This is a genomic window from Polaribacter sp. Hel1_85 (assembly GCF_000766795.1).
In the GTDB taxonomy this organism is placed as follows: domain Bacteria; phylum Bacteroidota; class Bacteroidia; order Flavobacteriales; family Flavobacteriaceae; genus Polaribacter.
The window spans coordinates 455,344-477,064 of the sequence record NZ_JPDS01000002.1 but is presented as its reverse complement, the minus strand read 5'-3'; the positions used below and the strand labels follow the sequence as shown (position 1 = coordinate 477,064).

The following is a 21,721-nucleotide window of genomic DNA, read 5'->3' as shown; positions in this document are numbered from 1 at the left end:
CTAACATTCCGCGTTAAGGATAGCAATGGAAATCCTTTTTTTGCTGCCATTTATGGCAAAAAAAGATTGAAATGGATAGCCTGTTAAAACGCCCAAAAAAATAAAAAAAAATGAAAGAAGGTTTAGCTGGTAAAATTGCAAAAGTCTTTATAGGATCTAAACTTACAGTATTGCTAATGATCGTTTTTATGGTTGTTGGTGTATATGCTTCGTTTTTAATTCCTAGAGAAGAAGAGCCGCAAATTGATGTGCCAATGGCAGATATTTTTGTGGGTTATCCAGGTGCAAGTCCTACAGAAGTAGAAAATAGAGTTGTAAAACCTTTAGAGAAATTAATTTCTAATATTAAAGGTGTTGAGTATGTGTATGCTACTGCTATGAATGAAAAAGCAATGGTAATTGTGCAGTTTTACGTTGGCGAAGATATAGAGCGTTCGTTTGTGAAATTGTATAATGAAATTAACAAACATATGGACCAAATGCCAGCAGGTGTAACGTTCCCATTAGTTAAAACACGTGCTATTGATGATGTACCAATGTTGGGTTTAACATTGTGGAGTGAAAACTACAATGATTATCAAATTAGCCAAATGGCGCAAGAGCTAGAAACTGAAATTAAGAAAGTAAATGATGTTTCTATTACGCATAAAATTGGAGGAAGAAACCGTCAGTTAAGAGTTGTTTTAGATAAGGATAAATTGGCTGCTAGTGGATTGGATTTTTTATCTGTTTCTGAAATGATAAAAGCCAACAATACACAATTAAGTTCGGGTAGTTTTGATAAAAACGATACTGAATTTTTAGTAAATACAGGTAAGTTTTTAGCTTCTGTAACAGATGTAGAAAATTTGGTGGTTGGCGTGCAACAAAATCAACCAATTTATTTAAAACAGATTGCAAGCATTGTTGATGGACCAGAAATTCCACAAAATTATGTGTCTTTAGGTTTTGGACAAGCAAGTGATAAATCACAAACATATAAATCTGAATATCCTGCAGTAACAATTTCTGTTGCCAAGAGAAAAGGAGCAGATGCAATGAAAATTGCAGAAGTAGTTTTAGATAAAGTTGCTCATTTACGTACAACTTTAATTCCAGATGATGTTCATGTAGAAGTGACAAGAAATTATGGTGAAACAGCTTCTCATAAAGTATCAGAATTGTTGTTACATCTTATTGGCTCTATCTTTGCTGTAACGTTGGTTGTTATGCTAGCAATGGGTTGGCGTGGTGGATTGGTAGTGTTTTTATCTGTACCAATTACATTTGCTTTAACGCTGTTAAGTTATTATATGTTAGATTATACCTTAAACAGAATTACATTGTTTGCATTGGTTTTTGTAACTGGTATTGTAGTGGATGATTCCATTATTATTGCAGAAAACATGCACAGGCATTTTAAAATGAAACGTCTGCCTTTTAAACAAGCAGCTTTATATGCAATTAACGAGGTTGGGAATCCAACAATTTTAGCAACATTTACAGTAATTGCTTCTGTTTTACCAATGGCTTTTGTGTCTGGTTTAATGGGGCCTTATATGGCACCAATGCCAATTGGAGCTTCAATTGCAATGATTTTATCATTATTTGTAGCTTTAACAATTACACCATATTTAGGATATATTTTCTTAAGAGAAAAAGATAAAAAAGGAGGAGAAGAGAAAGTAGAAAAACCTTTAGAAGAAACTTTTATTTATAAAGTTTATAACAAGTTTGAAAGACCTTTAATTGAAAATAAAACTAAAAGATGGTTGTTTTTAGGAGGAACATTCTTTGTGTTAATGGCAACAATGGTGTTGTTTTTCACGAATTCTGTTGCTGTAAAAATGTTACCTTTTGATAATAAAAACGAGTTTCAGGTTGTAGTTGATATGCCAGAAGGTACAACTTTAGAAAGAACAGGAGTTGTAACTCAAGAAATTGCTCAGTATTTATCTACAAGACCAGAAGTAGTGAATTACCAAAATTATATTGGTACTTCTGCTCCAATTACTTTTAATGGTTTAGTACGTCATTATGATTTACGTGGTGGATCTAATATGGCAGATATACAAGTGAATTTGGTTGATAAAGCTGAAAGAGATATTCAAAGTCATGGAATTGCAAAATTATTAAGACCAGAAATTCAGAAAATTGCTAAAAAATACAATGCTAATGTAAAATTAGTTGAGGTGCCACCTGGACCTCCAGTTTTATCAACAATTGTTGCTGAAGTATATGGACCAGATTATAAAAAGCAAATTGAAGTAGCAAATAGTGTTCAGAATATTTTAAATAATACAGATGATGTAGTTGATGTGGATTTAATGGTTGAAGCTGATCAAAAAGAATATCAATTTGAAATAGATAAGGAAAAAGCAATGTTGTATGGAGTTGCTCCTCAACAAATTGCTTACACCATGAATATGGCTTTATCTAACAGCCCAATTACAAATTTGTATGATGAAGATGCTGTAAATCAAGTTGGTTTGGTATTGAGTTTAGATGAAAAAGAAAAATCTACAATTTCTGATATTTCTCAATTAAAAGTAAAATCGAAATTGGGAATTATGGTTCCTATTGCAGATTTAGTTGAAATTAAAGAAACTATTGCAGAAAAAAGTATTTTCAGAAAAAATCAAAAACGTGTTGTTTATGTAATGGCAGATATGGCTGGAGAATTAGAAAGTCCTGCATATGCAATTTTAGGAATGGAAGAAAAATTGAACAAAATAGAACTTCCTGAAGGTTATAAATTAAATGAAATGTATTTAGGTCAGCCAGATTTTGAAGATGATTATACTGTAAAATGGGATGGAGAATGGCAAATTACCTTAGAAGTATTTAGAGATTTAGGAATCGCTTTTTTAGGTGCAATTATTTTGATTTATATTTTAATTGTTGGTTGGTTTCAAAACTTTAAAGCACCAGTTGTAATGATGGTTGCTATACCACTTTCATTAATCGGAATTATTTTAGGCCACTGGATTATGGGAGCATTTTTTACGGCAACTTCATTTATTGGAATGATTGCTTTGGCAGGAATTATGGTGAGAAACTCGGTTCTGTTGATAGATTTCATCAATTTAAGACTAGAAGAAGGAGTGCCTTTAAAACAGGCAGCAATAGAAGCAGGAGCGGTTAGAACAACACCTATTTTACTAACTGCAGGTACAGTTGTAATTGGAGCATTTGTTATTCTTTTTGATCCAATTTTTCAAGGATTGGCAATTTCATTAATGGGTGGTACAATTGTTTCAACCGTATTAACATTATTGGTTGTGCCATTGGTATATTATATGATAGAAAAGAAAAATTATAAATAGTTCTCGACTGCGTTCGAACGAACATAAAAATAAAAAATCATGAAATTAGTAATAGTTACAGCAGTAGAAGAGTTTCAAGAAGATGTTTTAAAAATCTTCAAAAAAGCAAATATTGAAAACTTTAGTAGTTCAGATATTGATGGCTATAAAAATGCACCTTCATTATTAATGGCAGCTAATTGGTTTTCTGCAGGTAAAAGTGGCAACGAATCTATTATGTTTTTCTCTTTTACTAATAAAGAAAAAATTGATGGTTTGTTTACTATAATTAAAGAGTTTAATAATAATTTAGAAACGAATAACCCTGTAAAAGCAATTGTTGTACCGGTTGAACGATTTATATAAACAAAAAATAATAATAAAAAATGTTAAATAAATATTTTAGAGTTATAGTAGGATTTATGGTTTTGTTAAGTATAGCATTAACCTATTATGTAGACCAAAAATGGATGTGGTTTGGAGTGTTTATTGGAGTAAACTTAATTCAATCTGCTTTTACAAAATGGTGTTTATTAGAAACTATTTTAGTTAAATTAGGTATAAAAAAGTAATTTACTTAAGAATAAAGTAGAGCATGAGTGAACTTTGGATAAAAATTTATTTTTATTCAGAGTTCACTTTTTTGATTGAATTTAATGTTTAGTAAGTTGATATTTATCATTTTATAATCTATATAAGATGACTAAATTTGGGTTATAAAAGCCTTAAAATTCTACAAGATGAAAAGAATATTGCACGCTACAGATTATTCAGAAAATGCAGTTCCAGCATTAAAATATGCTTTTAATTTAAGTGAAAAATTAAATGCAAGTTTGTTTGTAGTTCATGTTTTCGATTATCCAACAATTTTTAGTAAAGAATTGAAAGAACCTTATGAAAATCTTGAAGAAAAATCTTACAAAACACATCATGATATGTTAGTTGATTTTTGCACAAAACATTATGAAGGTGATATAGATGAAGTAGATTTAAGCTTTGATGCAATTGAAGATAAATCCATTGTAAATGGAATTATGAAAAAAGCAAATAATTTAAATGCAGATTTAATAATTACTGGAACTAAAAGTGAAAAAGTATTGAAAGAGTTACTTTTAGGAAATACAGCAAAAAAACTTATTGAAAAAGCACCTTGCCCTGTGTTAACAGTTCCAAAAGTACAAAATGTAAAAAATTTAGATACAATTGTTTATGCTTCAGATTTTGAAAAATATGATATCTCTGCAATTTATAATTTAGTAAGTATTGCTAAACCATTTAATGCTACCATAAAAATAGTTCATATTTCTTTAAAAGAGGATGATGAAGAAATACGTAAAATGGAATGGTTTACAGAATTATTAAATGAAAAAATAGAATATGATAATATTGATGTTGAAATCATATTTTCTGACAATATTTTCGATGCTTTGTCATCTTATCTAGAAGATAAAAATGCAGATATGGTTGCAATGTTAGAAAGAAATTCTAAAGGAATAATGAATATGCTATTTCATATAGATTTAGTGAAAAAAATGGAAACCTTAGGTAATGTTCCTTTGATGAGTTTTAATGAAAATCGATTATAAAATGTTTTGATATAACTAAAATATTAATAAAATGGAAAGAAAAATATATAGAATAATAATTGTTGTTTCTTTAGTTTTAGGTGGTTTTCTTTACACAATAAAAGATGCTCATTCTGTGCTATTTATTTCAGTAGCTCTTGGTTTTGTTTTTTTTCTTTTTAGTGGTGGATTACATGGCTTGTTAGCACATTCTATCAATCCTAAGTTAAAAAGTTACACTATAGCTTATCCACTTATAATGGGATTAGTTTGGATGTTTTTATTAATGATTTTAATCTTTTTTGTACTGCCAATATTTTGTCCAAACTTTCTTTATAAGTTGTAATTTTTTACATTATTAAAGTAAATTCCGATTAATCTGCGTTTATTTAGATTTCTTTATTTTTATTTATTCTAAATAAACGCTTATATTTGCAATATATTTATTTCTAATGATTATTTTTTATAAACCAAAAGATACTTCCATTGTTTTACAGAACACAGCTGTCTGTGATAGTATTTGTAGTACAAATTGCATAAAACCTAAAAGTAGCTGTTGCAATAAGTACAAAAAGAAAGGTGTCAATTGTAAAAGATGTCCAAATATTTTATTAAAACTTGCTTCATAATTGCCATCAATTATTTTTAAGCAGTTAAGTTGTCTTCTTTATGATAACATTTCCAAAAAATATTCTTAGATTAAATTTAATTAAAAGAAAACTTTAAAAGATTTTCAATCTATTTTTCCCTTTTTATAATACTTTTTTCCACTATAACTTATTGGTTTTAATCATGTAAAATATATTTTTTATTCACTAGATACTGATTGTTAATGATCTATGTTATTTCGAAAGTAATTTTAGATATGTAGTTTTACAATAAACTCCGAGATATGGAACTGATTGAAACAACTAAAAAAATTGAAATTGATTTAGGAGATGTAAGTCTTAATGGAATTTTAACGATTCCTGAAAATGTAAGAGGGATTGTAGTTTTTTCTCATGGAAGTGGAAGCAGCCATTTGAGTCCAAGAAATAATTTTGTAGCTAAACTAATTAATAAAAAAAGATTTGGAACATTACTTTTCGATTTGTTAACAGAAAAAGAAGATACTGTTTATGAAAATAGATTTGATATTGTTTTATTAACAGAAAGATTAATTAGAGTTACCCAATGGCTTAAAAATAATTATTCAACTTTAACTATTAATGATATTGGGTATTTTGTGCAAGTACAAGAAGTGCATCAGCTTTAAAAGCAGCAGCATATTTTGGAAATTCAATAAAAGCGGTTGTTTCAAGAGGTGGAAGAACAGATTTAGCAGGTAAAGATTTAAGTAAAGTAAAGTCTCCTACACTTTTTATAGTTGGTGGTTGGGATGATGTTGTAATTGAGTTAAATCGTATTGCTTACAGTAAATTAGAATGTGAAAAGAAAATTGAAATCGTTCAAAATGCATCACACCTTTTTGAAGAATATGGAAAACTAGAAGAGGTAACTAAATTAACAATAGATTGGTTTAGTAAATATTTAAAAAATTAAATGATGTTTAGAGATAGAATTGAGGCTGCAGAATTACTTGTAAAAAAACTACTTCATTTTAAAGGTGAAAATGTTGTTGTATTAGCTATTCCAAGAGGAGGTCTTCCTTTGGGTTATGTAGTTTCTAAAGAGTTAAATGTACCTTTAGATATTGTGTTAACAAAGAAAATAGGACATCCAACTAAAAAAGAATACGCAATTGGTGCTGTTAGTTTAAAAAACTCTGTTTTAGGTTATGGTTCTGAAAGTGTTTCTGACGAATATATTATTAATGAAATTGATAACGTTCGAGAAACTTTAAAAAACAGACTTCAAAAATTTTATGCAAATGTTTCTCCTCAAAATATTAAAGGAAAAACTGTAATTATTGTTGATGATGGAATTGGGACAGGAAATACCATTTTGGTTACAATAGAGTTAGTTAAAAATGAAAATCCTGCTAAAATAATTGTTGCAATTCCAGTTGCTCAATCATCAGCAATAGAAAAACTAAAACGTTCTCCTTATTTAGATGAGGTTATTTGTCTTAAGCAACCACATGATTTTAATGCGGTAGGAAATTATTATAAAAATTTTAATCAAGTTAGTGATGCACAGGCAATTTATTTGTTAGAAGAAGCCAACAAAGTTTTTAATTAAATGCTTTAAAAAACTAAAAGGGTATCAACTTTAAGTGATACCCTTTTTTATTTAAATAAAAACAGCCTTTTAGCTATTACTTTTTTACTTTCTGCTTAATGGATCTGCTCCTATTGTTCCATTTAAATGGTCTACATATTCTGCAGAATTTACTTCAGTTAAACGTTCTTTAACTTGATCTAAACGATCTATAATACTCATTTCAGCAACTAGTTTATTGTTTCTAGTATTTCCAATAAAGTCTTCAAGGTATTGAATTTGTTTAGTGTAAAAAGCAATATCTTTTTGCTGTTTTAATACTAATCTTTCTTTATACCAATCACTGTTTACAACATAATCTCTATTAAAGTATTTTCTTAACTCAGGATCACTAATGTGTTTTCCTTCATAATTTCCATACGCCATAATGTGTAAAAGAATCTTTAAAGGTGGAGTTGCTGCTTCAATACTTCCATCCTCAAAATAGTTTAAAGCAACTTTTTGTTGAGCTTCAGTAATGTTTTTAATTCCATCTACATAATCTTCTAAACCTTGTAATTCTGGTTTTAGCATTCTTTCGCTAAATACAGCAGTTGGTTCATCAAAAATTCTACTCATACATCTGTAAGAGAATTTTTTAGTAATTCTATAACCTAATCTACTTGCTAAAACAGTTTCTCCTTCAAATTCAAAATCTTCAATTTTTTCAAGTGCTCCTTTTTTAATTAAGAAATTAGGATCTCTATCTTCTGGTTCTAATCTTGCCCAAATTTCAGGAATTAATAAACTAACATCATGGTCAATTTTATTTTCTGCTCCAACATAACCAGCTGCAGTGCTAAACCCGTTAGATTCTGTTAAGATATGAGATAATAAAGCATTATTTAAATCTGTTGTTGGAGTTAACATGTTAAATGGTGCTTTTGTTAAAGCTCCTTCAGAACCTGCCCCTGTTGTTGATGGAGATTTACCTGTTAAACTACAGATAAAGTCCATAAATAATTCTGGAGTTTCTTGGTAATGAATTGGACTATAAACAGCCAAAGGTCTTATTCCAGCAGCCTTGTCTACAGGGTTGTTTCTTCTTCCTGGTAAAACTGCATTTACAACATGATTTAAAGGATCTTTAAGAGACATTCTTCTTACTAAACGAATTCCTATATCTGCTAAATAAGTAGCTTCAGTTTCGGTTATAAATTTATTTGGCTCTAAATAACGAGGATTTTTTGTTGGTTCTCCATCTACAATTCTTGTATGAGAAGGAACTACAAAATACTCTTCTGGTTTATCACTTTTTACAATTTCTTCTATAAAATCTTGTACAGGTTGTGTGTACTTGTCAAAGTTTATAGTGTCTTCATATAATGCAATAGCATCTTCTTTTTTAAGTAACTCATAGTTTGTTAAAAACCTTCCTTCTGTTACTAAATCTAATTCTGCACCTTTATCATAACCTCTTACAACAGCTTCATCTGGTCTTTGAAATAAGTGAGCTTCACAGTTTGTAAGAATTTTTAAACTCTTATTTTTATATTCTGGATTTAAATGATCTAATCGATGTCTTGGTATTGTTATAGATGCTGTAATATCATCTTCTGTTTGAATTTTTTCACTTGGAGAAAAGTCAGAACGTAATTTATTTAACATCCAGTTTCCATGAGTATTAAACCCAACACGAACATAACTACCTACAACAGGAGTATTGTTATATAAAAGACCTGTACCTTTTTGTCCGTTAATAATTTCTACAGACATGTATTCTTTCCAGTTTAAACCTCCATGAGCTTGTCTGTATAAACGTTTTACAAATAACACCAAAGAACGAATATGAACAGGAATGTTGTTTAACATTTCATTAAATTCATCTGAATTTTGTTCTGATGGAGTTAATAATCTAACAGCTGAACTTAAAGATCTTTCTTCACTTAAAAAAGATCTAGAAATTGGTCTGTTTGGATCTTTAACTTTCCAACGGTTAGAATAAACATATTCTATAATTTCATCAGCTTTTTTGAAATCTTCTTCAATATCTTGGATGTTGAAATTACTATATGTAATTGCATTTTGCATCGATTTAGAAATTTCAGATTTTCCACCTCCAGAAACTGTACAAGGTTTATGACAGAATACTCCTTCTGCAAACGTATCTACAATTCTCCACAAGTTTACAGACTTATGTTTTTCTAGTTTAAATTTATTTCCTGTTGGATGAACATACGTTTTGTGAGGAGATAAAGTTAATTTTTGCTCTTTGCTATTATGCATCCAAGTAATACTATTTGTATTTGTGTTTACATAAGAAAACTCAGGGATATAAATAATGTTTGGGTATTTTTTATCTACTGCGTAGTTTTCTGGTTTTACCTCAATAGTATCACCTAAAAGTTGCTTAACGCCTTCAAATGTGTGTTTAAAATTATGGAACTCAGAATAGTCTTTACCATCTAAAGTATCTCCCATAACTCTTCTTGCAAAAGCAATTGCACCACCTGCATGTTCTTCTTCTACTAAACCAAATAAGTTAGCTGAGTAACTAATTTGAGTTTTAATTTCTTTTTTAGAATAACCATAGTAGTTGTCTGCAATTAAAGTAATTACAACACCTCTGTCATCTCTACAAGTAATTTTAAAAGCACCACCATTATTATAAAGTTCGCTTTCATCTTTCCAGCACATACCGTCTTTTCTCTGACGCTCTGTAGCATCATCAAAATGAGGTAAACCAACTTCTTTCTTCTTTAATTTTAATAATTGAGGAGCTAAAACGATACAACCTGTATGACCTGTCCAATGTTCTGGGTCTAAAGCAGCATCATTATGAGCTAAATTAGGGTCTCCTGCATTTCCAAAAATAGATTCTACAAAGTCTAAATTACTTACTAAGTTTCCAGGTACAAAAAATCTTACTTCTAAAGATTTCTCAGAAATTACACCTTTAACTTCTGGACAAACTATTGGTCTTAATAACATTGAAGCCATTACTTTAGCTTGTTCTTCTTGACTAGATGTAAAAGGTAATATTTTTAAATCATCAGAAGGATTAAAGGCTGCATTTAAAAAGTGTGCTAAAACTATTTTAGGCACTTCAAACTTATCTAAAGGAACAGGTAATGGTCCTTCTACAATATGAAAAGTTCCTTTTGTAGTTCTTTTATCGTGCAAAGGATTGTTTAAAATACCTTGTTTTACTCTATTTGTAGTAACTAAGTTGCTTTTAAAAGAGTCTCCATCTGGTGGTAAACTAACTTCTCTGGCTTGTCCTTTTTTTGATAATATTAATGTGTTATTTGGAAGTTTAATAGACTTATCAAAAGAAACATCTTTTAAATAATCGTCTAAAAATGCTTGAATTCTTGAATCTACTGGAGAATGATGATCAGATAATAATCTAGATTTTTCTTGTAAACTTTTTACTAAACCTGAAGTTAGTTCTTCAAATTTTGGGTCTAAAAATTTCTCTGAGTTGTCTTCTTTGTCTTTAAATGTTGGTTGTCCTAAAGAAGCTAAGCGTAAGTTAATAAACTGAACTATGTCTTTTCTGGTTGCTTGCATGGTGTTTCACTTATTATTGTTAGTATATTTCTAGAGCAAAACTAAAAAATGAAACATTTATAAAACCTGTTAAATATCATGTTTTGAGTAATTATTAACGAATACGATTGAGGAAAGTAGTTTGATTATGAGTGTTTTTAAACAGAAAAAAGACTGTTGTGTTTAATCGTTTATAATAAAAAAACCATTGAATTTAAATTCAATGGTTTTTTTACTACTCGTTTTTTGAAACTCTTTATAAGAGCTAAAATGTTTGTTTTTTAATATTATTTAAATGCATTTAAACCTGTTACATCTAAACCAGTTATTAATAAATGAATATCATGAGTACCTTCGTAAGTAATAACACTTTCTAGGTTCATCATATGTCTCATAATAGAATACTCGCCAGTAATTCCCATTCCGCCTAACATTTGTCTTGCTTCTCTAGCAATTTTTATTGCCATGTCTACATTATTGCGTTTTGCCATAGAGATTTGTGCAGAAGTGGCTTTTCCATCGTTTTTTAATGTACCTAATCTCCAAGCTAATAATTGTGCTTTGGTAATTTCAGTAATCATTTCTGCTAATTTTTTTTGCTGAAGCTGAAACTGACCAATAGGTTTCCCAAATTGTTCTCTTTCTTTGCAGTAACGTAAAGCAGTGTCATAACAATCCATTGCAGCTCCAATTGCACCCCAAGCAATTCCAAATCTTGCAGAATCTAAACAACCTAAAGGAGCTCCAAGACCAGATTTATTAGGTAATAAATTTTCTTTTGGCACTTTTACATTATCAAAAATTAATTCTCCAGTAGCAGAAGCGCGTAAAGACCATTTATTATGAGTTGTAGGTGTCGTAAAACCTTCCATTCCACGTTCTACAATTAAACCATGAATTCTTCCTTCTTCATTTTTTGCCCAAACAACTGCAACTTGTGCAAAAGGCGCATTAGAAATCCACATTTTTGCTCCGTTTAAAAGATAATGATCTCCCATATCTTTAAACTTAGTTTCCATTCCTGAAGGATTAGAACCGTGATTTGGCTCTGTTAATCCAAAACAGCCCATCCATTCTCCAGAAGCTAATTTTGGTAAATATTTTTTACGTTGTGCTTCATTTCCATAAGTATAAATTGGATACATCACTAATGATGATTGCACAGAAGCTGTAGAACGAACTCCAGAATCTCCACGTTCTATTTCTTGCATAATTAAACCATAAGAAATCTGATCTAAACCAGCACCTCCATATTCCTCAGGAATATAGGGTCCAAAGGCTCCAATTTCTGCTAAACCTTTAACAATTTGAGTTGGAAATTCTGCTTTTTGAGCATACTCTTCAATAATAGGAGAAACATCACGTTTAACCCAATCACGAGCAGCATTTCGTATTAATTTATGTTCTTCAGTTAATAAATCGTCTAAATTATAGTAATCAGGAGCCTGAAAGAGATCTTGTTTCATGGTTTTGTTGAATTTAAAATTATCTAATTCTAAGTTTAGAGGTTGTTTTGTTAAAGAAAATGTAATATTAAATCAAAAATAAGGATTGTAAATGAGATTTCTTCTTTTTTATAGTAAAAAAAGAGTTATCTAATATTAAAATAAAGAAATGTGAAGTTCAGTTAGGTAAAGGATAGAAAATTAGTTCTTTTCTATTAAGTTTGTAATAATGAAATACACTTTAGGAAAAGAAGAACGTTTAAAAAGTAAGAAGCTCATAGAAAGGCTTTACGAAGAAAAGAATTCTGTGAAAGCTTTTCCTCTTAGAATGATTTTTTTACAGACTGAACATACATCAAGTTTTCCTGCTCAAGTTGGTGTTTCTGTACCAAAAAGAAACTTTAAGTTAGCTGTAGATAGAAATCGAATTAAACGTTTAATGAGAGAAACCTATCGATTACAGAAGGAAATTGTATATAATGACTTGGAAAAACCTTATGTTTTTATGATTTCGTATCTTGGGAAACAAGAATGTACCTATGAAGAAATGTTCTTAAAGATGGAAAAATTATTAACTCGGTTTGTTAACGAAACAAAAAATATAAAAAATGATGAAATTTAATCTTTCTAAAAAAACGATTATAGTTCTTTTAGTAGGAACTATTTTTTTATCGTTTTCATTTAAATCGAAGTTTTTTGAAGTTGCAAAACAAATAGAAATTTACAATACTTTATTTAAAGAGTTAAATATGTATTATGTAGATGAAATTAATCCTGCAGAATTAACAAATAAAGCAATAAAAAATACACTTAAAGATTTAGACCCATACACTAATTTCTATAACGAACAAGATGTTGAAGATGCAAGAATAAGAAGAGAAGGAGAATATGGAGGAATTGGAGTTTCTGTATACTATTCAAAAAAAGGTATTCAAATTAATGAGATTTATAAAGGATATTCTGCTGATAAAGCAGGCTTAAAAGCTGGAGATGTAATTATTTCTGTTGATGGGCAATCAGTTAAAAATATGGAAAGAGATCAACTTTCTATGTTTTTAAAAGGTACACCAAATAGTAAATTTTCTATTGAGATTGAAAGACAAGGAAATGTTGTTCAAAAAGAAATTATAAGAGATAAAGTAGTTGTAAATCCTGTTCCTTTTTCAGAAATGATTGATGAAGAAACAGGTTATATTATTTTAACTCGTTTTAATAATAAAGCTTCATCCGAAGTGAAAAAAGCCTTTAGAAAACTAAAGAAAGAAGGAATGAAAAAGTTGGTTTTCGACTTACGTGCTAATCCTGGAGGTTCTTTGTTAGAATCTATTAGAATTTCTAACTTTTTTCTTCCGAAAGGAAAAAAAATAGTAAGTACAAAAGCTAAAGTTAAAAAGTGGAGTAATACCTATTTTACAAAAAATGATCCTTTAGATTTAGAGATTCCTATTGTTACTTTAGTAAATGGTCGTTCTGCTTCAGCATCAGAAATTGTAAGTGGTTCTTTGCAAGATTATGATAGAGCAGTAATAATGGGGCAACGCTCTTTTGGTAAAGGATTGGTGCAACGTTATAGAGAACTAACTTATGGAACTCAGTTAAAAGTAACGATTTCTAAATATTATACACCAAGTGGAAGATGTATTCAAGAATTAGATTACGCAAATAGAGATAAAAATGGAAAAGTTCCTAAATTTTCTGATAAAGGAATAAATGAGTTTAAGACAGCAAATGGAAGAACTGTTTTTGATGGTGGAGGAGTTTTACCAGACGTAATCATTGAAACATCAAAAAGAACTTCAGCAACTAAAAAATTACTAAAATCAAGAGCAATTTTTAACTTTGCCTCAAGTTATTATTATCAAAATCCACAAATAGAAAGTGAAGATAGTTTTGAGTTTTCAGATACAGATTTTAAAAAATTTACAACTTATTTAAAAGGAGATACAACTTTTGTAACTAAACAAGAGTTATTATTTAAGAACGCTTATAAGGAGTCAATGTCAAATAATATATCTAAAGAATATGAAAAAATTCAAGAGAAATTATTTGATGAAAAAATTAATGAAATATCAAAAAATAAAGATATCCTTAAAATAGTTTTGAAAGAAGAAATTTTAAATAGATATTATTATAAAGAAGGAGTTTATAATCATAATTTAAAAAATGATTTAGTGATAAAAGAAGCAGTTAAGTTACTGCATAACCAAGATAAATATAAGCAGCTATTATCCGCTAAATAATTTTATCTTTGAACCCTAAATTTTAGAATGGCAAAAGTTAACAAAATAGATAGAACAAGAGCACAAGAATCTACAAATGCAATAGAAAAGTTATATATTTCTATGCGTCATTTATTTACTCGAGGTTTTTATAAACCAATGGGAATTTCTGGGGAAACATTAAGAAAGTCTTTACTTTCTTTAAGACCAGAAATTTATGGCTCAATTGCAGAAGATAGAGTAGAGTTAAATGGATTAATATACGTAATAGAAAGACTTCCAAAAGGAATAGAAGAATGTCAGTTTATTAATCTAACTGCAGATGAAGGGTATAGTGATTCTCATTTTGAGACAATAATTCCTCCAAAAAGAAGAAGAAATTGTTACAGAATAGATAAAGATCAAATGAATATCGAGATTACTAGAGGAAGATCTGAAATTTATGATATTTTGACGCATTTAACTTTTTTGTTTATCGAATCTCATAAAATTCAGAAAAGGGTAACAATTGGAGATGGAGTAGATTTTATTAGAGAATGGAAATATTTAGAAGATATTGTTATTCATAATAAAGTAATTTCTGAACAAGAAAGAGAGGTTGCTATTGCTCACTTAGGAAACATTCTTGGAAGGACTTTTGATGAAGTTTTAAGTATTCATAAGGCGCTTAAAACAACAGAAAATCAAGATAGATTTTTTCATCTAATTTATTGGTTAGGTAAATTAGGAATCAACGAAGTTTTAGAACAAAAGAAAAGAACAATTACATTTAGTACTGTTTTAATTGAAGAAATTGGTCATCATATTTATGGTGATGTTTGGGCAAATAACATAAAAAAAGTATTAAAAGAAAATCAACTTTTAAAAAGACCAATTCATATTATTAGTGCAAATATGCACAGTGTATTAAATTCTATTTATGCAAAAGCAGCTTTACCAAAAGAAGCAGCAGAACATGAAGGTTTTGAGTTGTATCAATTATTAAGTAATGCAGATAGTAAACCATTACAAAAGGCAGTTAAAGAATATGCCTCTGAAAACGGTTTGATTTATATTAAAGATACATCTGGTACAAATATAAATGTACAGGTTATAGATACTGATAAAATAAATTTTGAAGTTTCAACGTTTAAAAAAGAGAATTCTATTAACAAAAGTCCTGTAATTATTGTTATGGATTATGCTTTTGGAGAACAAGCTTATGAAACAATGGATGAACTTTTAAAACCATATAAAAATAGCAAGAAAAAGAATCATTTAGATGTGAAATCTGTTTCTGTAATGGGAAAAGCAGGAATTTTAGAAGGAGGTAAAGGAGATATAATGATTCCTTCTGCACATATTTTTGAAGGTACAGCAGACAATTATCCTTTTAAAAATGAGTTATCTAAAGAAGATTTAGAAGGTTTTGGAGTAGAAGTGTTTGATGGTTCTATGATTTCAGTATTAGGAACTTCATTACAAAATAAAGACTTATTAAAGTTTTTCCATGATTCTACTTGGAATGTTATTGGTTTAGAAATGGAAGGCGCACATTACCAAAAAGCCATACAATCTGCATCAAAAATTAGAGGTAATATCTCTAAAAATGTAAAAGTTAGATATGCATATTATGCATCAGATAATCCTTTAGAAACAGGAGCTACATTAGCTTCAGGAGGGTTGGGTATGACAGGAGTTACGCCAACTTACGCAATTACTCAAAAAATATTAGAACAAATTTTTTAACAGTCAATAGACAGATTTTATAACCAAACTAAAACAATGTCAACAAATCAAAATAACAACGAAGAAGAAGTAGATTTAGGGTCCTTATTTGTAATTATAGGAAAAGGTTTTGCTAAGTTTTTCAATTTTATTGGAAATATTTTTAAAGGGATATTTCATGCTATAATTTCAGTTTTAATTTTCTTAAAAGAGAATATCATTAAAATAGGGATTGCAACAGTAATTGGTTTTGGAATTGGTCTTTTTTGGCAAATAAAAACAGAAACTAAATATGGTTCAGATTTATTAGTACAACCAAATTTTAAAAGTGCAAGACAATTATACAATAATATAAACTATTATAATGATTTAGTTAAGCAAAAAGATACTTTAGGAATTCAAAATACTTTTAAATTAGATAAAAACACAGCTGCATCTCTAAAAAAGTTTACTATTGAACCCATCATAAATGAAAATGATATTATAAATTCTTATAATGATTTTATAATAGAAGTTGACACAACAACTGTGAATAGTTATAGTTTTGATGATTTTAAAGTTTCATTTACTGATTATGATTATAAAATTCATAAAATCAGTGTAATAGCAGGTAAAAATGATGTTTTTAAAAGTTTAGATGAGGTAATTATCTCATCAGTTGTAAAAAATAAATATTTTGATAGAAAAAAAACTCTAACCAATGTAAATTTAAACAGAACAGATTCTTTATTACTTCAAAATTTAGGACAGGTAGATTCTTTAAGAAAAGTTTACATGCAAGTAATGATAGAAGAATCTAAAAAACTATCTAACGGAACCAATATAGATTTAGGAGGAGAAAAAAGAACAACTAAAGAGTTAGAGTTGTTTGAAACAAATAGAAGAATTAATAAGGATTTAAAAGATCTTACAGAAGATAGGTCTGAAAAATATGAAGTAATAAATATAGTATCCAATTTTCAAGATATTGGTTATGAAATAAAAGGGGTTATTAAAAATAAAGCAGTACAATTAGCTATTTTGGGAGCAGTATTAATGATATTAATATTACTCTTAAAGCAGTTAAATAGTTATTTAAATAATTATAAAAAATAGGAATGCAAACGATTCTTGTAACTGGAGGAGCAGGCTTTATTGGATCCAATTTTATACCTTACTTTTTAAAAGAAAATAAAAAATGTAAAGTTATAAATTTAGATGTATTAACCTATGCAGGTGATCTTTCTAATTTATCTGAAGTCGAAGATAGTTCAAGATATACATTTATTCATGGTGATATTTGTGATAGAGGTTTGGTTGAAAAACTATTTAATCAATACAAATTTAATGGAGTTATTCATTTTGCTGCAGAATCTCATGTAGATAATTCTATTAAAAATCCAGATGCATTTGTAAAAACAAATGTTTTTGGAACGTTTAATTTATTAGATGTTGCCAAAAACTATTGGATGGAATCTCCAAATAATTATAAAAAAGGATTTGAAACAGCTAGATTCCACCACATTTCTACAGATGAAGTATATGGTACTTTAGGAGAAACTGGTTTATTTACAGAACAAACCTCTTATGCACCTAATAGTCCTTATAGCGCTTCAAAAGCATCATCAGATTTTATGGTTAGGAGTTATTTTCATACTTATGGAATGAATGTAGTTACAACTAATTGTTCAAATAATTATGGGCCAAAACAACATGATGAGAAACTAATACCTACAATAATTAGAAAAGCAATTTCTGGAGAAAAGATACCTATTTATGGTGATGGAAAAAACATTAGAGATTGGCTCTATGTCTTAGATCATTGTAAAGGAATTGAGTTAGTCTATAAAATTGGAAAAATAGGAGAGACTTATAATATTGGAGGTAGAAATGAACGTGATAATTTATATATAGTTGATACAATTTGTGGGATTTTAGACACAATTATACCAAAAGAAGAATCATATAAAGAACAAATTAGTTTTGTTAAAGATAGACCAGGACACGATTTTAGATATGCAATAGATGCATCAAAAATAGAAAATGAGTTAAGTTGGCAAGCTGATGAAAATTTTGAAACAGGCATCCAGAAAACGATTGAATGGTATTTAAAAAAATATCAATAATATGAAAGGAATTATTTTAGCAGGAGGTTCAGGTACTAGGTTACATCCACTTACATTAGCGGTTAGTAAACAGCTAATGCCTGTGTATGATAAACCAATGATTTATTACCCAATCTCTGTACTAATGTTATCAGGAATTAATGAAATACTAATTATATCGACACCTCAAGATCTACCTTTATTTAAAAGACTATTAGGTGATGGGAAAAAATATGGATGTGATTTTCAGTATGCTGTACAAGAAAATCCAAATGGATTGGCTGAAGCTTTTATTATTGGAGAAAACTTTATAGGAAAAGACAAAGTAGCTCTAATTTTAGGAGATAATATTTTTTATGGATCTGGACTCCCAAAATTATTGAGAGCAAATAATAACCCTAATGGAGGAATTGTTTATGCTTATCATGTAAATGATCCTGAAAGATATGGTGTAGTAGAGTTTGATGAAAATATGAATGCAATTTCTATTGAAGAAAAACCACTAAAACCAAAATCGAATTATGCAGTTCCAGGAATTTATTTTTATGATAATTCTGTGATTGAAATTGCAAAAAACATGAAACCTAGTAAACGAGGTGAATTAGAAATTACGGATGTAAATAAAATATATTTAGAGAAAGGGAATTTATCCGTTAGGGTTTTAGACAGAGGTACAGCTTGGTTAGATACAGGTACTTTCAATTCTTTAATGCAAGCATCTCAATTTGTACAAGTAATAGAAGAAAGACAAGGTTTAAAAATAGGTTCTATTGAAGAAGCAGCTTATAGAAGTGGTTTTATAAATAAAGAACAGTTACATAAATTAGCAGAACCTTTATTAAAAAGTGGTTACGGAAAAAATTTAATGGATATTTAATGAAAGTTACAGAAACATATTTAAAAGATTGCTTTGTAATTGAACCTCAGATTTTTGGTGATAATAGAGGTAGCTTTTTATTAGAATATAATAAAAAAGAGTTTGCAGAAAAGACAGGATTTACAGGTGATTTTGTTTTAGGAAACCAATCAACTTCTCAATACGGAACCATTAGAGGTTTGCACTTACAAAGAGGAGAGTATTCTCAAGCTAAATTGGTGAGAGTTGTTAAAGGTAAAATTTTAGATGTTGCAGTTGACGCTAGAAAAGACTCAGAAACTTTTGGAAAAGTTTTTTCAATTGAATTATCTGCTGAAAATAATAAACAATTATTAGTTCCTAGAGGTTTTTTACACGGTTTTTCTGTACTAGAAGATGATAGTATTGTATCTTATAAATGTGATAACTATTATCAACCAGAAGCAGAAGATGGAGTTCTGTATAATGATGAAGAATTAAGTATTAATTGGAAAATTCCTTTAAAAGATGTTGTTTTATCAGAAAAAGACGCAAAATTAAAAACATTTAAAGAGTTTGTTTAATGATTGAAGATGTTGGTATAATAATACAGGCAAGAGTTTCATCTACAAGATTGCCAAGAAAAATTATTTTAGAAATAGATGAGCAAATTACATTCTTGGATATTTTATTGAATAAGTTAAAAAACTTAAAAGTAAAACTTCCTATAATTTTAGCTACATCAAATTTACCTGTAGATTCTGTTTTAAGTGAATTTGCTAAGAAACATAAAATAAAATTTTATAAAGGTTCAGAAGAAAATGTACTAGAAAGGTTTATTGATTGTGCCGAAGAAAATAAGATTAAGACAATTGTAAGAATTTGTTCAGACAATCCTTTTATTGACTTGTTCTACATTGAAAAAATGATTAATAACTATAAAGGAGAAGATTATTTGTCTTATAAAATTAATAATTCTCCTTCAATTTTAACACATTTTGGTTTTTTTACTGAAATAGTAAGTTTAAAAGCATTAAAAAAAGTAGCCTCAAAAAACGATAGTAATTGTATAGAACATGTTACAAACTGTATCTATAAAAATCCAGATCATTTTAATGCTCGATTTTTAGAAGAAAATATTGAAAATAATGATGTTAGATGTACATTAGATACTAAAGCTGATTTAGAAATACTAAAAGAAATTTATTTTGATTTTATAAAAGAGAATCCAAATGCAGGATATTTAGAAATTATTAAATTTATAGAAACAAGACCAGATTTGTTAATTGGAATGAAAAGAATAATAAAAGAAAATACAAAATGACATATATAATTGGTGAAATTGGGCAAAACCATAATGGATCTGTAGATTTATGTAAATTAATGGTTGATGTTGCTGCAAGGCCAGTAAAAGATAATTTATTTGGTAAGGATTTAAAACAGATGGATGCTGTTAAACTTACAAAAAGAGATTTGTCTCAAGAATTATCATCAACTCAAATGAAGAGCTTGTATAATTCTCCACATTCTTTTGGTAAAACTTATGGAGAGCATCGATCTTTTTTAGAATTAAATGATGAGCAACATTTTGAGGTTTATCAATACACAAAAAAGAAAGGTTTAGATTTTGTAGAAACTTTATGTGCGATTGGTTGTTTAAGTATGCTTAAATTATTTATACCTGATAAGTTAAAAGTTGCTTCTAGAGATTTAACAAATTTACCTCTGCTTTCTGCTTTAGCAGAAACTGAAATTCCTATTATTGTTTCTACAGGGATGGCTGGAGAAAAAGAATTAAACCAAGCATTAGAAACTATTAACAAATATCACCAGAATATTTCAATCTTACATTGTGTTTCTGAATACCCTACTAGGTATGAGAATGTTAATTTAAAAACTATTACATATTTACAAAAGAACTATCCACAATATACAATTGGTTATTCAGATCATACTATCGGTATTTCTACACCTATTGCAGCAGTTGCAATGGGAGCAGAAATTATTGAAAAACATATTACTTTAGATAGATCAATGAAAGGTACTGACCAAAAAGGGTCTCTGGCTATAGATGGTATTTATAGAATGATTAGAGATATAAGGAATTTAGATATGTCGATGGGTGAGGAGAAAATTGAAATTGTAAACTCTGTGGAGAGTGCAAGAAATAAATTAGAAAGGTCAATAGCTGCAAATAAAGACTTAAAAAAAGGTGCGTTGATTTCAGAGAAAGATATTCATCTTTTAAGTCCTGGAGATGGTGTTAAATGGATAGATAAAGATAAATTAATAGGAAAAACACTTTCATTAGATATTCCTAAAGATGAAATTATATACTTAAACAAAATAAAATAGATGCTTCCAAAACTTATTTTAACTGATATAGATGGTGTTTGGACAGATGGAGGTATGTTTTATGATGAGTTAGGAAATGAATTCAAAAAATTTCATACTTATGATAGCGCTGGTGTTCTTTTTTGTAAAATACTTGAAATTCCGATAGGTATAATTACAGGAGAGAATGTCAAATCTGTAAAAAGAAGAGCCGAAAAATTAAAAGTTGAACATCTTTACTTGGGAATTAAAGAAAAAGTAAAAGTTATTCAAAATTTAATAAATGAATTAAATATTAATTGGGATGAGGTTGCTTATATAGGAGATGACATAAACGATTATTCATTATTGAAAAAAGTTGGGTTAAGTGCTTGCCCATCTTCTGCACCTAATTACATGAAAGAAATAGTTGATTGGCAGTTATATAAAAAAGGAGGGGAAGGAGTTTTTAGAGAGTTTGTAGAAAAAATATTATCGAATAATAATATTGATGTAGTAAATTTACTTAAGGATAATAATCTTATTAAAGAATATAATCAATAAAAGAGGTTTATTAT

At 28.7% G+C, this 21,721-nt stretch carries 19 protein-coding genes; 17 read left to right on the top strand and 2 right to left on the bottom strand.

The window, feature by feature from the left end; translation table 11 throughout:
• Positions 1-110: 110 nt before the first annotated feature.
• The 7 genes from PHEL85_RS09375 to PHEL85_RS09345 all read left to right on the top strand — a co-directional run bounded on the left by PHEL85_RS09375 (position 111) and on the right by PHEL85_RS09345 (position 7,030).
• On the top strand, positions 111-3,305 hold the full coding sequence (locus PHEL85_RS09375) for an efflux RND transporter permease subunit (protein WP_036824373.1): 3,195 nt from the start codon (positions 111-113) through the stop codon (positions 3,303-3,305).
• 39 nt (positions 3,306-3,344) lie between these two features.
• Positions 3,345-3,650 carry a hypothetical protein gene (locus PHEL85_RS09370; protein ID WP_036824370.1) on the top strand — a complete coding sequence of 102 codons (306 nt, stop codon included), beginning with the start codon at positions 3,345-3,347 and terminating at the stop codon, positions 3,648-3,650.
• A gap of 20 nt (positions 3,651-3,670) precedes the next feature.
• Positions 3,671-3,856 (top strand): DUF2892 domain-containing protein, encoded by a 186-nt coding sequence (locus tag PHEL85_RS09365; protein ID WP_036824368.1) that lies wholly within the window; start codon positions 3,671-3,673, stop codon positions 3,854-3,856.
• Positions 3,857-4,024: 168 nt separating this feature from the next.
• Positions 4,025-4,870 carry a universal stress protein gene (locus PHEL85_RS09360; protein WP_036824366.1) on the top strand — a complete coding sequence of 282 codons (846 nt, stop codon included), beginning with the start codon at positions 4,025-4,027 and terminating at the stop codon, positions 4,868-4,870.
• 31 nt (positions 4,871-4,901) lie between these two features.
• Positions 4,902-5,195 carry a hypothetical protein gene (locus PHEL85_RS09355; protein WP_036824364.1) on the top strand — a complete coding sequence of 98 codons (294 nt, stop codon included), beginning with the start codon at positions 4,902-4,904 and terminating at the stop codon, positions 5,193-5,195.
• Positions 5,196-5,741: 546 nt separating this feature from the next.
• Positions 5,742-6,104, top strand: a complete 363-nt coding sequence (locus PHEL85_RS18120; protein ID WP_235318255.1) for a hypothetical protein — start codon at positions 5,742-5,744, stop codon at positions 6,102-6,104.
• A gap of 287 nt (positions 6,105-6,391) precedes the next feature.
• Entirely contained in the window at positions 6,392-7,030 is a 639-nt protein-coding gene (locus PHEL85_RS09345; protein ID WP_036824362.1) for a phosphoribosyltransferase, read from the top strand.
• 84 nt (positions 7,031-7,114) lie between these two features.
• On the opposite strand, the gene PHEL85_RS09340 is transcribed toward PHEL85_RS09345, so the two are convergent.
• Both PHEL85_RS09340 and PHEL85_RS09335 read right to left on the bottom strand, forming a co-directional pair.
• Complete coding sequence (locus PHEL85_RS09340; RefSeq protein ID WP_036824360.1) at positions 7,115-10,561, bottom strand: hypothetical protein; 3,447 nt, start codon at positions 10,559-10,561, stop codon at positions 7,115-7,117.
• 266 nt (positions 10,562-10,827) lie between these two features.
• A complete protein-coding gene (locus tag PHEL85_RS09335; protein ID WP_036824359.1) occupies positions 10,828-12,006 on the bottom strand; it encodes an acyl-CoA dehydrogenase family protein in 1,179 nt (392 codons plus the stop codon).
• Between the two features lie 208 nt (positions 12,007-12,214).
• Between PHEL85_RS09335 and rnpA the strand changes: the two genes are divergently transcribed.
• Genes rnpA through PHEL85_RS09285 form a run of 10 tightly spaced genes read left to right on the top strand, consistent with a single transcriptional unit; the run spans position 12,215 to position 21,707 of the window.
• Positions 12,215-12,607 carry a ribonuclease P protein component gene (gene rnpA / locus PHEL85_RS09330; protein ID WP_036824358.1) on the top strand — a complete coding sequence of 131 codons (393 nt, stop codon included), beginning with the start codon at positions 12,215-12,217 and terminating at the stop codon, positions 12,605-12,607.
• The gene (locus PHEL85_RS09325; RefSeq protein ID WP_156109226.1) at positions 12,597-14,225 is read left to right on the top strand and encodes a S41 family peptidase; all 1,629 of its coding nucleotides are present in this window, start codon (positions 12,597-12,599) and stop codon (positions 14,223-14,225) included. The genes rnpA and PHEL85_RS09325 overlap by 11 nt, the downstream gene beginning before the upstream one ends.
• A gap of 27 nt (positions 14,226-14,252) precedes the next feature.
• The gene (locus PHEL85_RS09320) at positions 14,253-15,932 is read left to right on the top strand and encodes a DUF6909 family protein (protein ID WP_036824354.1); all 1,680 of its coding nucleotides are present in this window, start codon (positions 14,253-14,255) and stop codon (positions 15,930-15,932) included.
• 36 nt (positions 15,933-15,968) lie between these two features.
• On the top strand, positions 15,969-17,006 hold the full coding sequence (locus PHEL85_RS09315; protein ID WP_036824352.1) for a hypothetical protein: 1,038 nt from the start codon (positions 15,969-15,971) through the stop codon (positions 17,004-17,006).
• 2 nt (positions 17,007-17,008) lie between these two features.
• A complete protein-coding gene (gene rfbB / locus PHEL85_RS09310; RefSeq protein ID WP_036824350.1) occupies positions 17,009-18,016 on the top strand; it encodes a dTDP-glucose 4,6-dehydratase in 1,008 nt (335 codons plus the stop codon).
• A 1-nt stretch (position 18,017) separates the two neighbouring features.
• Positions 18,018-18,872, top strand: a complete 855-nt coding sequence (gene rfbA / locus PHEL85_RS09305) for a glucose-1-phosphate thymidylyltransferase RfbA (protein ID WP_036824344.1) — start codon at positions 18,018-18,020, stop codon at positions 18,870-18,872.
• On the top strand, positions 18,872-19,414 hold the full coding sequence (gene rfbC, locus PHEL85_RS09300; RefSeq protein WP_036824341.1) for a dTDP-4-dehydrorhamnose 3,5-epimerase: 543 nt from the start codon (positions 18,872-18,874) through the stop codon (positions 19,412-19,414). Before rfbA ends, rfbC begins: the two co-directional genes overlap by 1 nt.
• Positions 19,414-20,154, top strand: a complete 741-nt coding sequence (locus PHEL85_RS09295; protein WP_036824339.1) for a cytidylyltransferase domain-containing protein — start codon at positions 19,414-19,416, stop codon at positions 20,152-20,154. The genes rfbC and PHEL85_RS09295 overlap by 1 nt, the downstream gene beginning before the upstream one ends.
• The gene (locus tag PHEL85_RS09290; protein ID WP_036824337.1) at positions 20,151-21,185 is read left to right on the top strand and encodes an N-acetylneuraminate synthase family protein; all 1,035 of its coding nucleotides are present in this window, start codon (positions 20,151-20,153) and stop codon (positions 21,183-21,185) included. Before PHEL85_RS09295 ends, PHEL85_RS09290 begins: the two co-directional genes overlap by 4 nt.
• The gene (locus PHEL85_RS09285; RefSeq protein WP_036824333.1) at positions 21,186-21,707 is read left to right on the top strand and encodes a KdsC family phosphatase; all 522 of its coding nucleotides are present in this window, start codon (positions 21,186-21,188) and stop codon (positions 21,705-21,707) included. It begins immediately after the preceding gene.
• The last annotated feature ends 14 nt before the right edge of the window (positions 21,708-21,721 follow it).

Excerpts from the sequence above, each read along its gene's own strand:
- rfbA (WP_036824344.1), top strand. The coding sequence starts at position 18,018 with ATGAAAGGAATTATTTTAGCAGGAGGTTCAGGTACTAGGTTACATCCA.
- PHEL85_RS09335 (WP_036824359.1), bottom strand. The coding sequence starts at position 12,006 with ATGAAACAAGATCTCTTTCAGGCTCCTGATTACTATAATTTAGACGAT.
- PHEL85_RS09320 (WP_036824354.1), top strand. The coding sequence starts at position 14,253 with ATGGCAAAAGTTAACAAAATAGATAGAACAAGAGCACAAGAATCTACA.
- PHEL85_RS09285 (WP_036824333.1), top strand. The coding sequence starts at position 21,186 with ATGCTTCCAAAACTTATTTTAACTGATATAGATGGTGTTTGGACAGAT.
- PHEL85_RS09375 (WP_036824373.1), top strand. The coding sequence starts at position 111 with ATGAAAGAAGGTTTAGCTGGTAAAATTGCAAAAGTCTTTATAGGATCT.
- PHEL85_RS09295 (WP_036824339.1), top strand. The coding sequence starts at position 19,414 with ATGATTGAAGATGTTGGTATAATAATACAGGCAAGAGTTTCATCTACA.
- PHEL85_RS09315 (WP_036824352.1), top strand. The coding sequence starts at position 15,969 with ATGTCAACAAATCAAAATAACAACGAAGAAGAAGTAGATTTAGGGTCC.
- rnpA (WP_036824358.1), top strand. The coding sequence starts at position 12,215 with ATGAAATACACTTTAGGAAAAGAAGAACGTTTAAAAAGTAAGAAGCTC.
- PHEL85_RS18120 (WP_235318255.1), top strand. The coding sequence starts at position 5,742 with ATGGAACTGATTGAAACAACTAAAAAAATTGAAATTGATTTAGGAGAT.
- PHEL85_RS09365 (WP_036824368.1), top strand. The coding sequence starts at position 3,671 with ATGTTAAATAAATATTTTAGAGTTATAGTAGGATTTATGGTTTTGTTA.
- PHEL85_RS09355 (WP_036824364.1), top strand. The coding sequence starts at position 4,902 with ATGGAAAGAAAAATATATAGAATAATAATTGTTGTTTCTTTAGTTTTA.
- PHEL85_RS09360 (WP_036824366.1), top strand. The coding sequence starts at position 4,025 with ATGAAAAGAATATTGCACGCTACAGATTATTCAGAAAATGCAGTTCCA.
- PHEL85_RS09290 (WP_036824337.1), top strand. The coding sequence starts at position 20,151 with ATGACATATATAATTGGTGAAATTGGGCAAAACCATAATGGATCTGTA.
- PHEL85_RS09370 (WP_036824370.1), top strand. The coding sequence starts at position 3,345 with ATGAAATTAGTAATAGTTACAGCAGTAGAAGAGTTTCAAGAAGATGTT.
- PHEL85_RS09340 (WP_036824360.1), bottom strand. The coding sequence starts at position 10,561 with ATGCAAGCAACCAGAAAAGACATAGTTCAGTTTATTAACTTACGCTTA.
- rfbB (WP_036824350.1), top strand. The coding sequence starts at position 17,009 with ATGCAAACGATTCTTGTAACTGGAGGAGCAGGCTTTATTGGATCCAAT.
- rfbC (WP_036824341.1), top strand. The coding sequence starts at position 18,872 with ATGAAAGTTACAGAAACATATTTAAAAGATTGCTTTGTAATTGAACCT.
- PHEL85_RS09345 (WP_036824362.1), top strand. The coding sequence starts at position 6,392 with ATGATGTTTAGAGATAGAATTGAGGCTGCAGAATTACTTGTAAAAAAA.
- PHEL85_RS09325 (WP_156109226.1), top strand. The coding sequence starts at position 12,597 with ATGAAATTTAATCTTTCTAAAAAAACGATTATAGTTCTTTTAGTAGGA.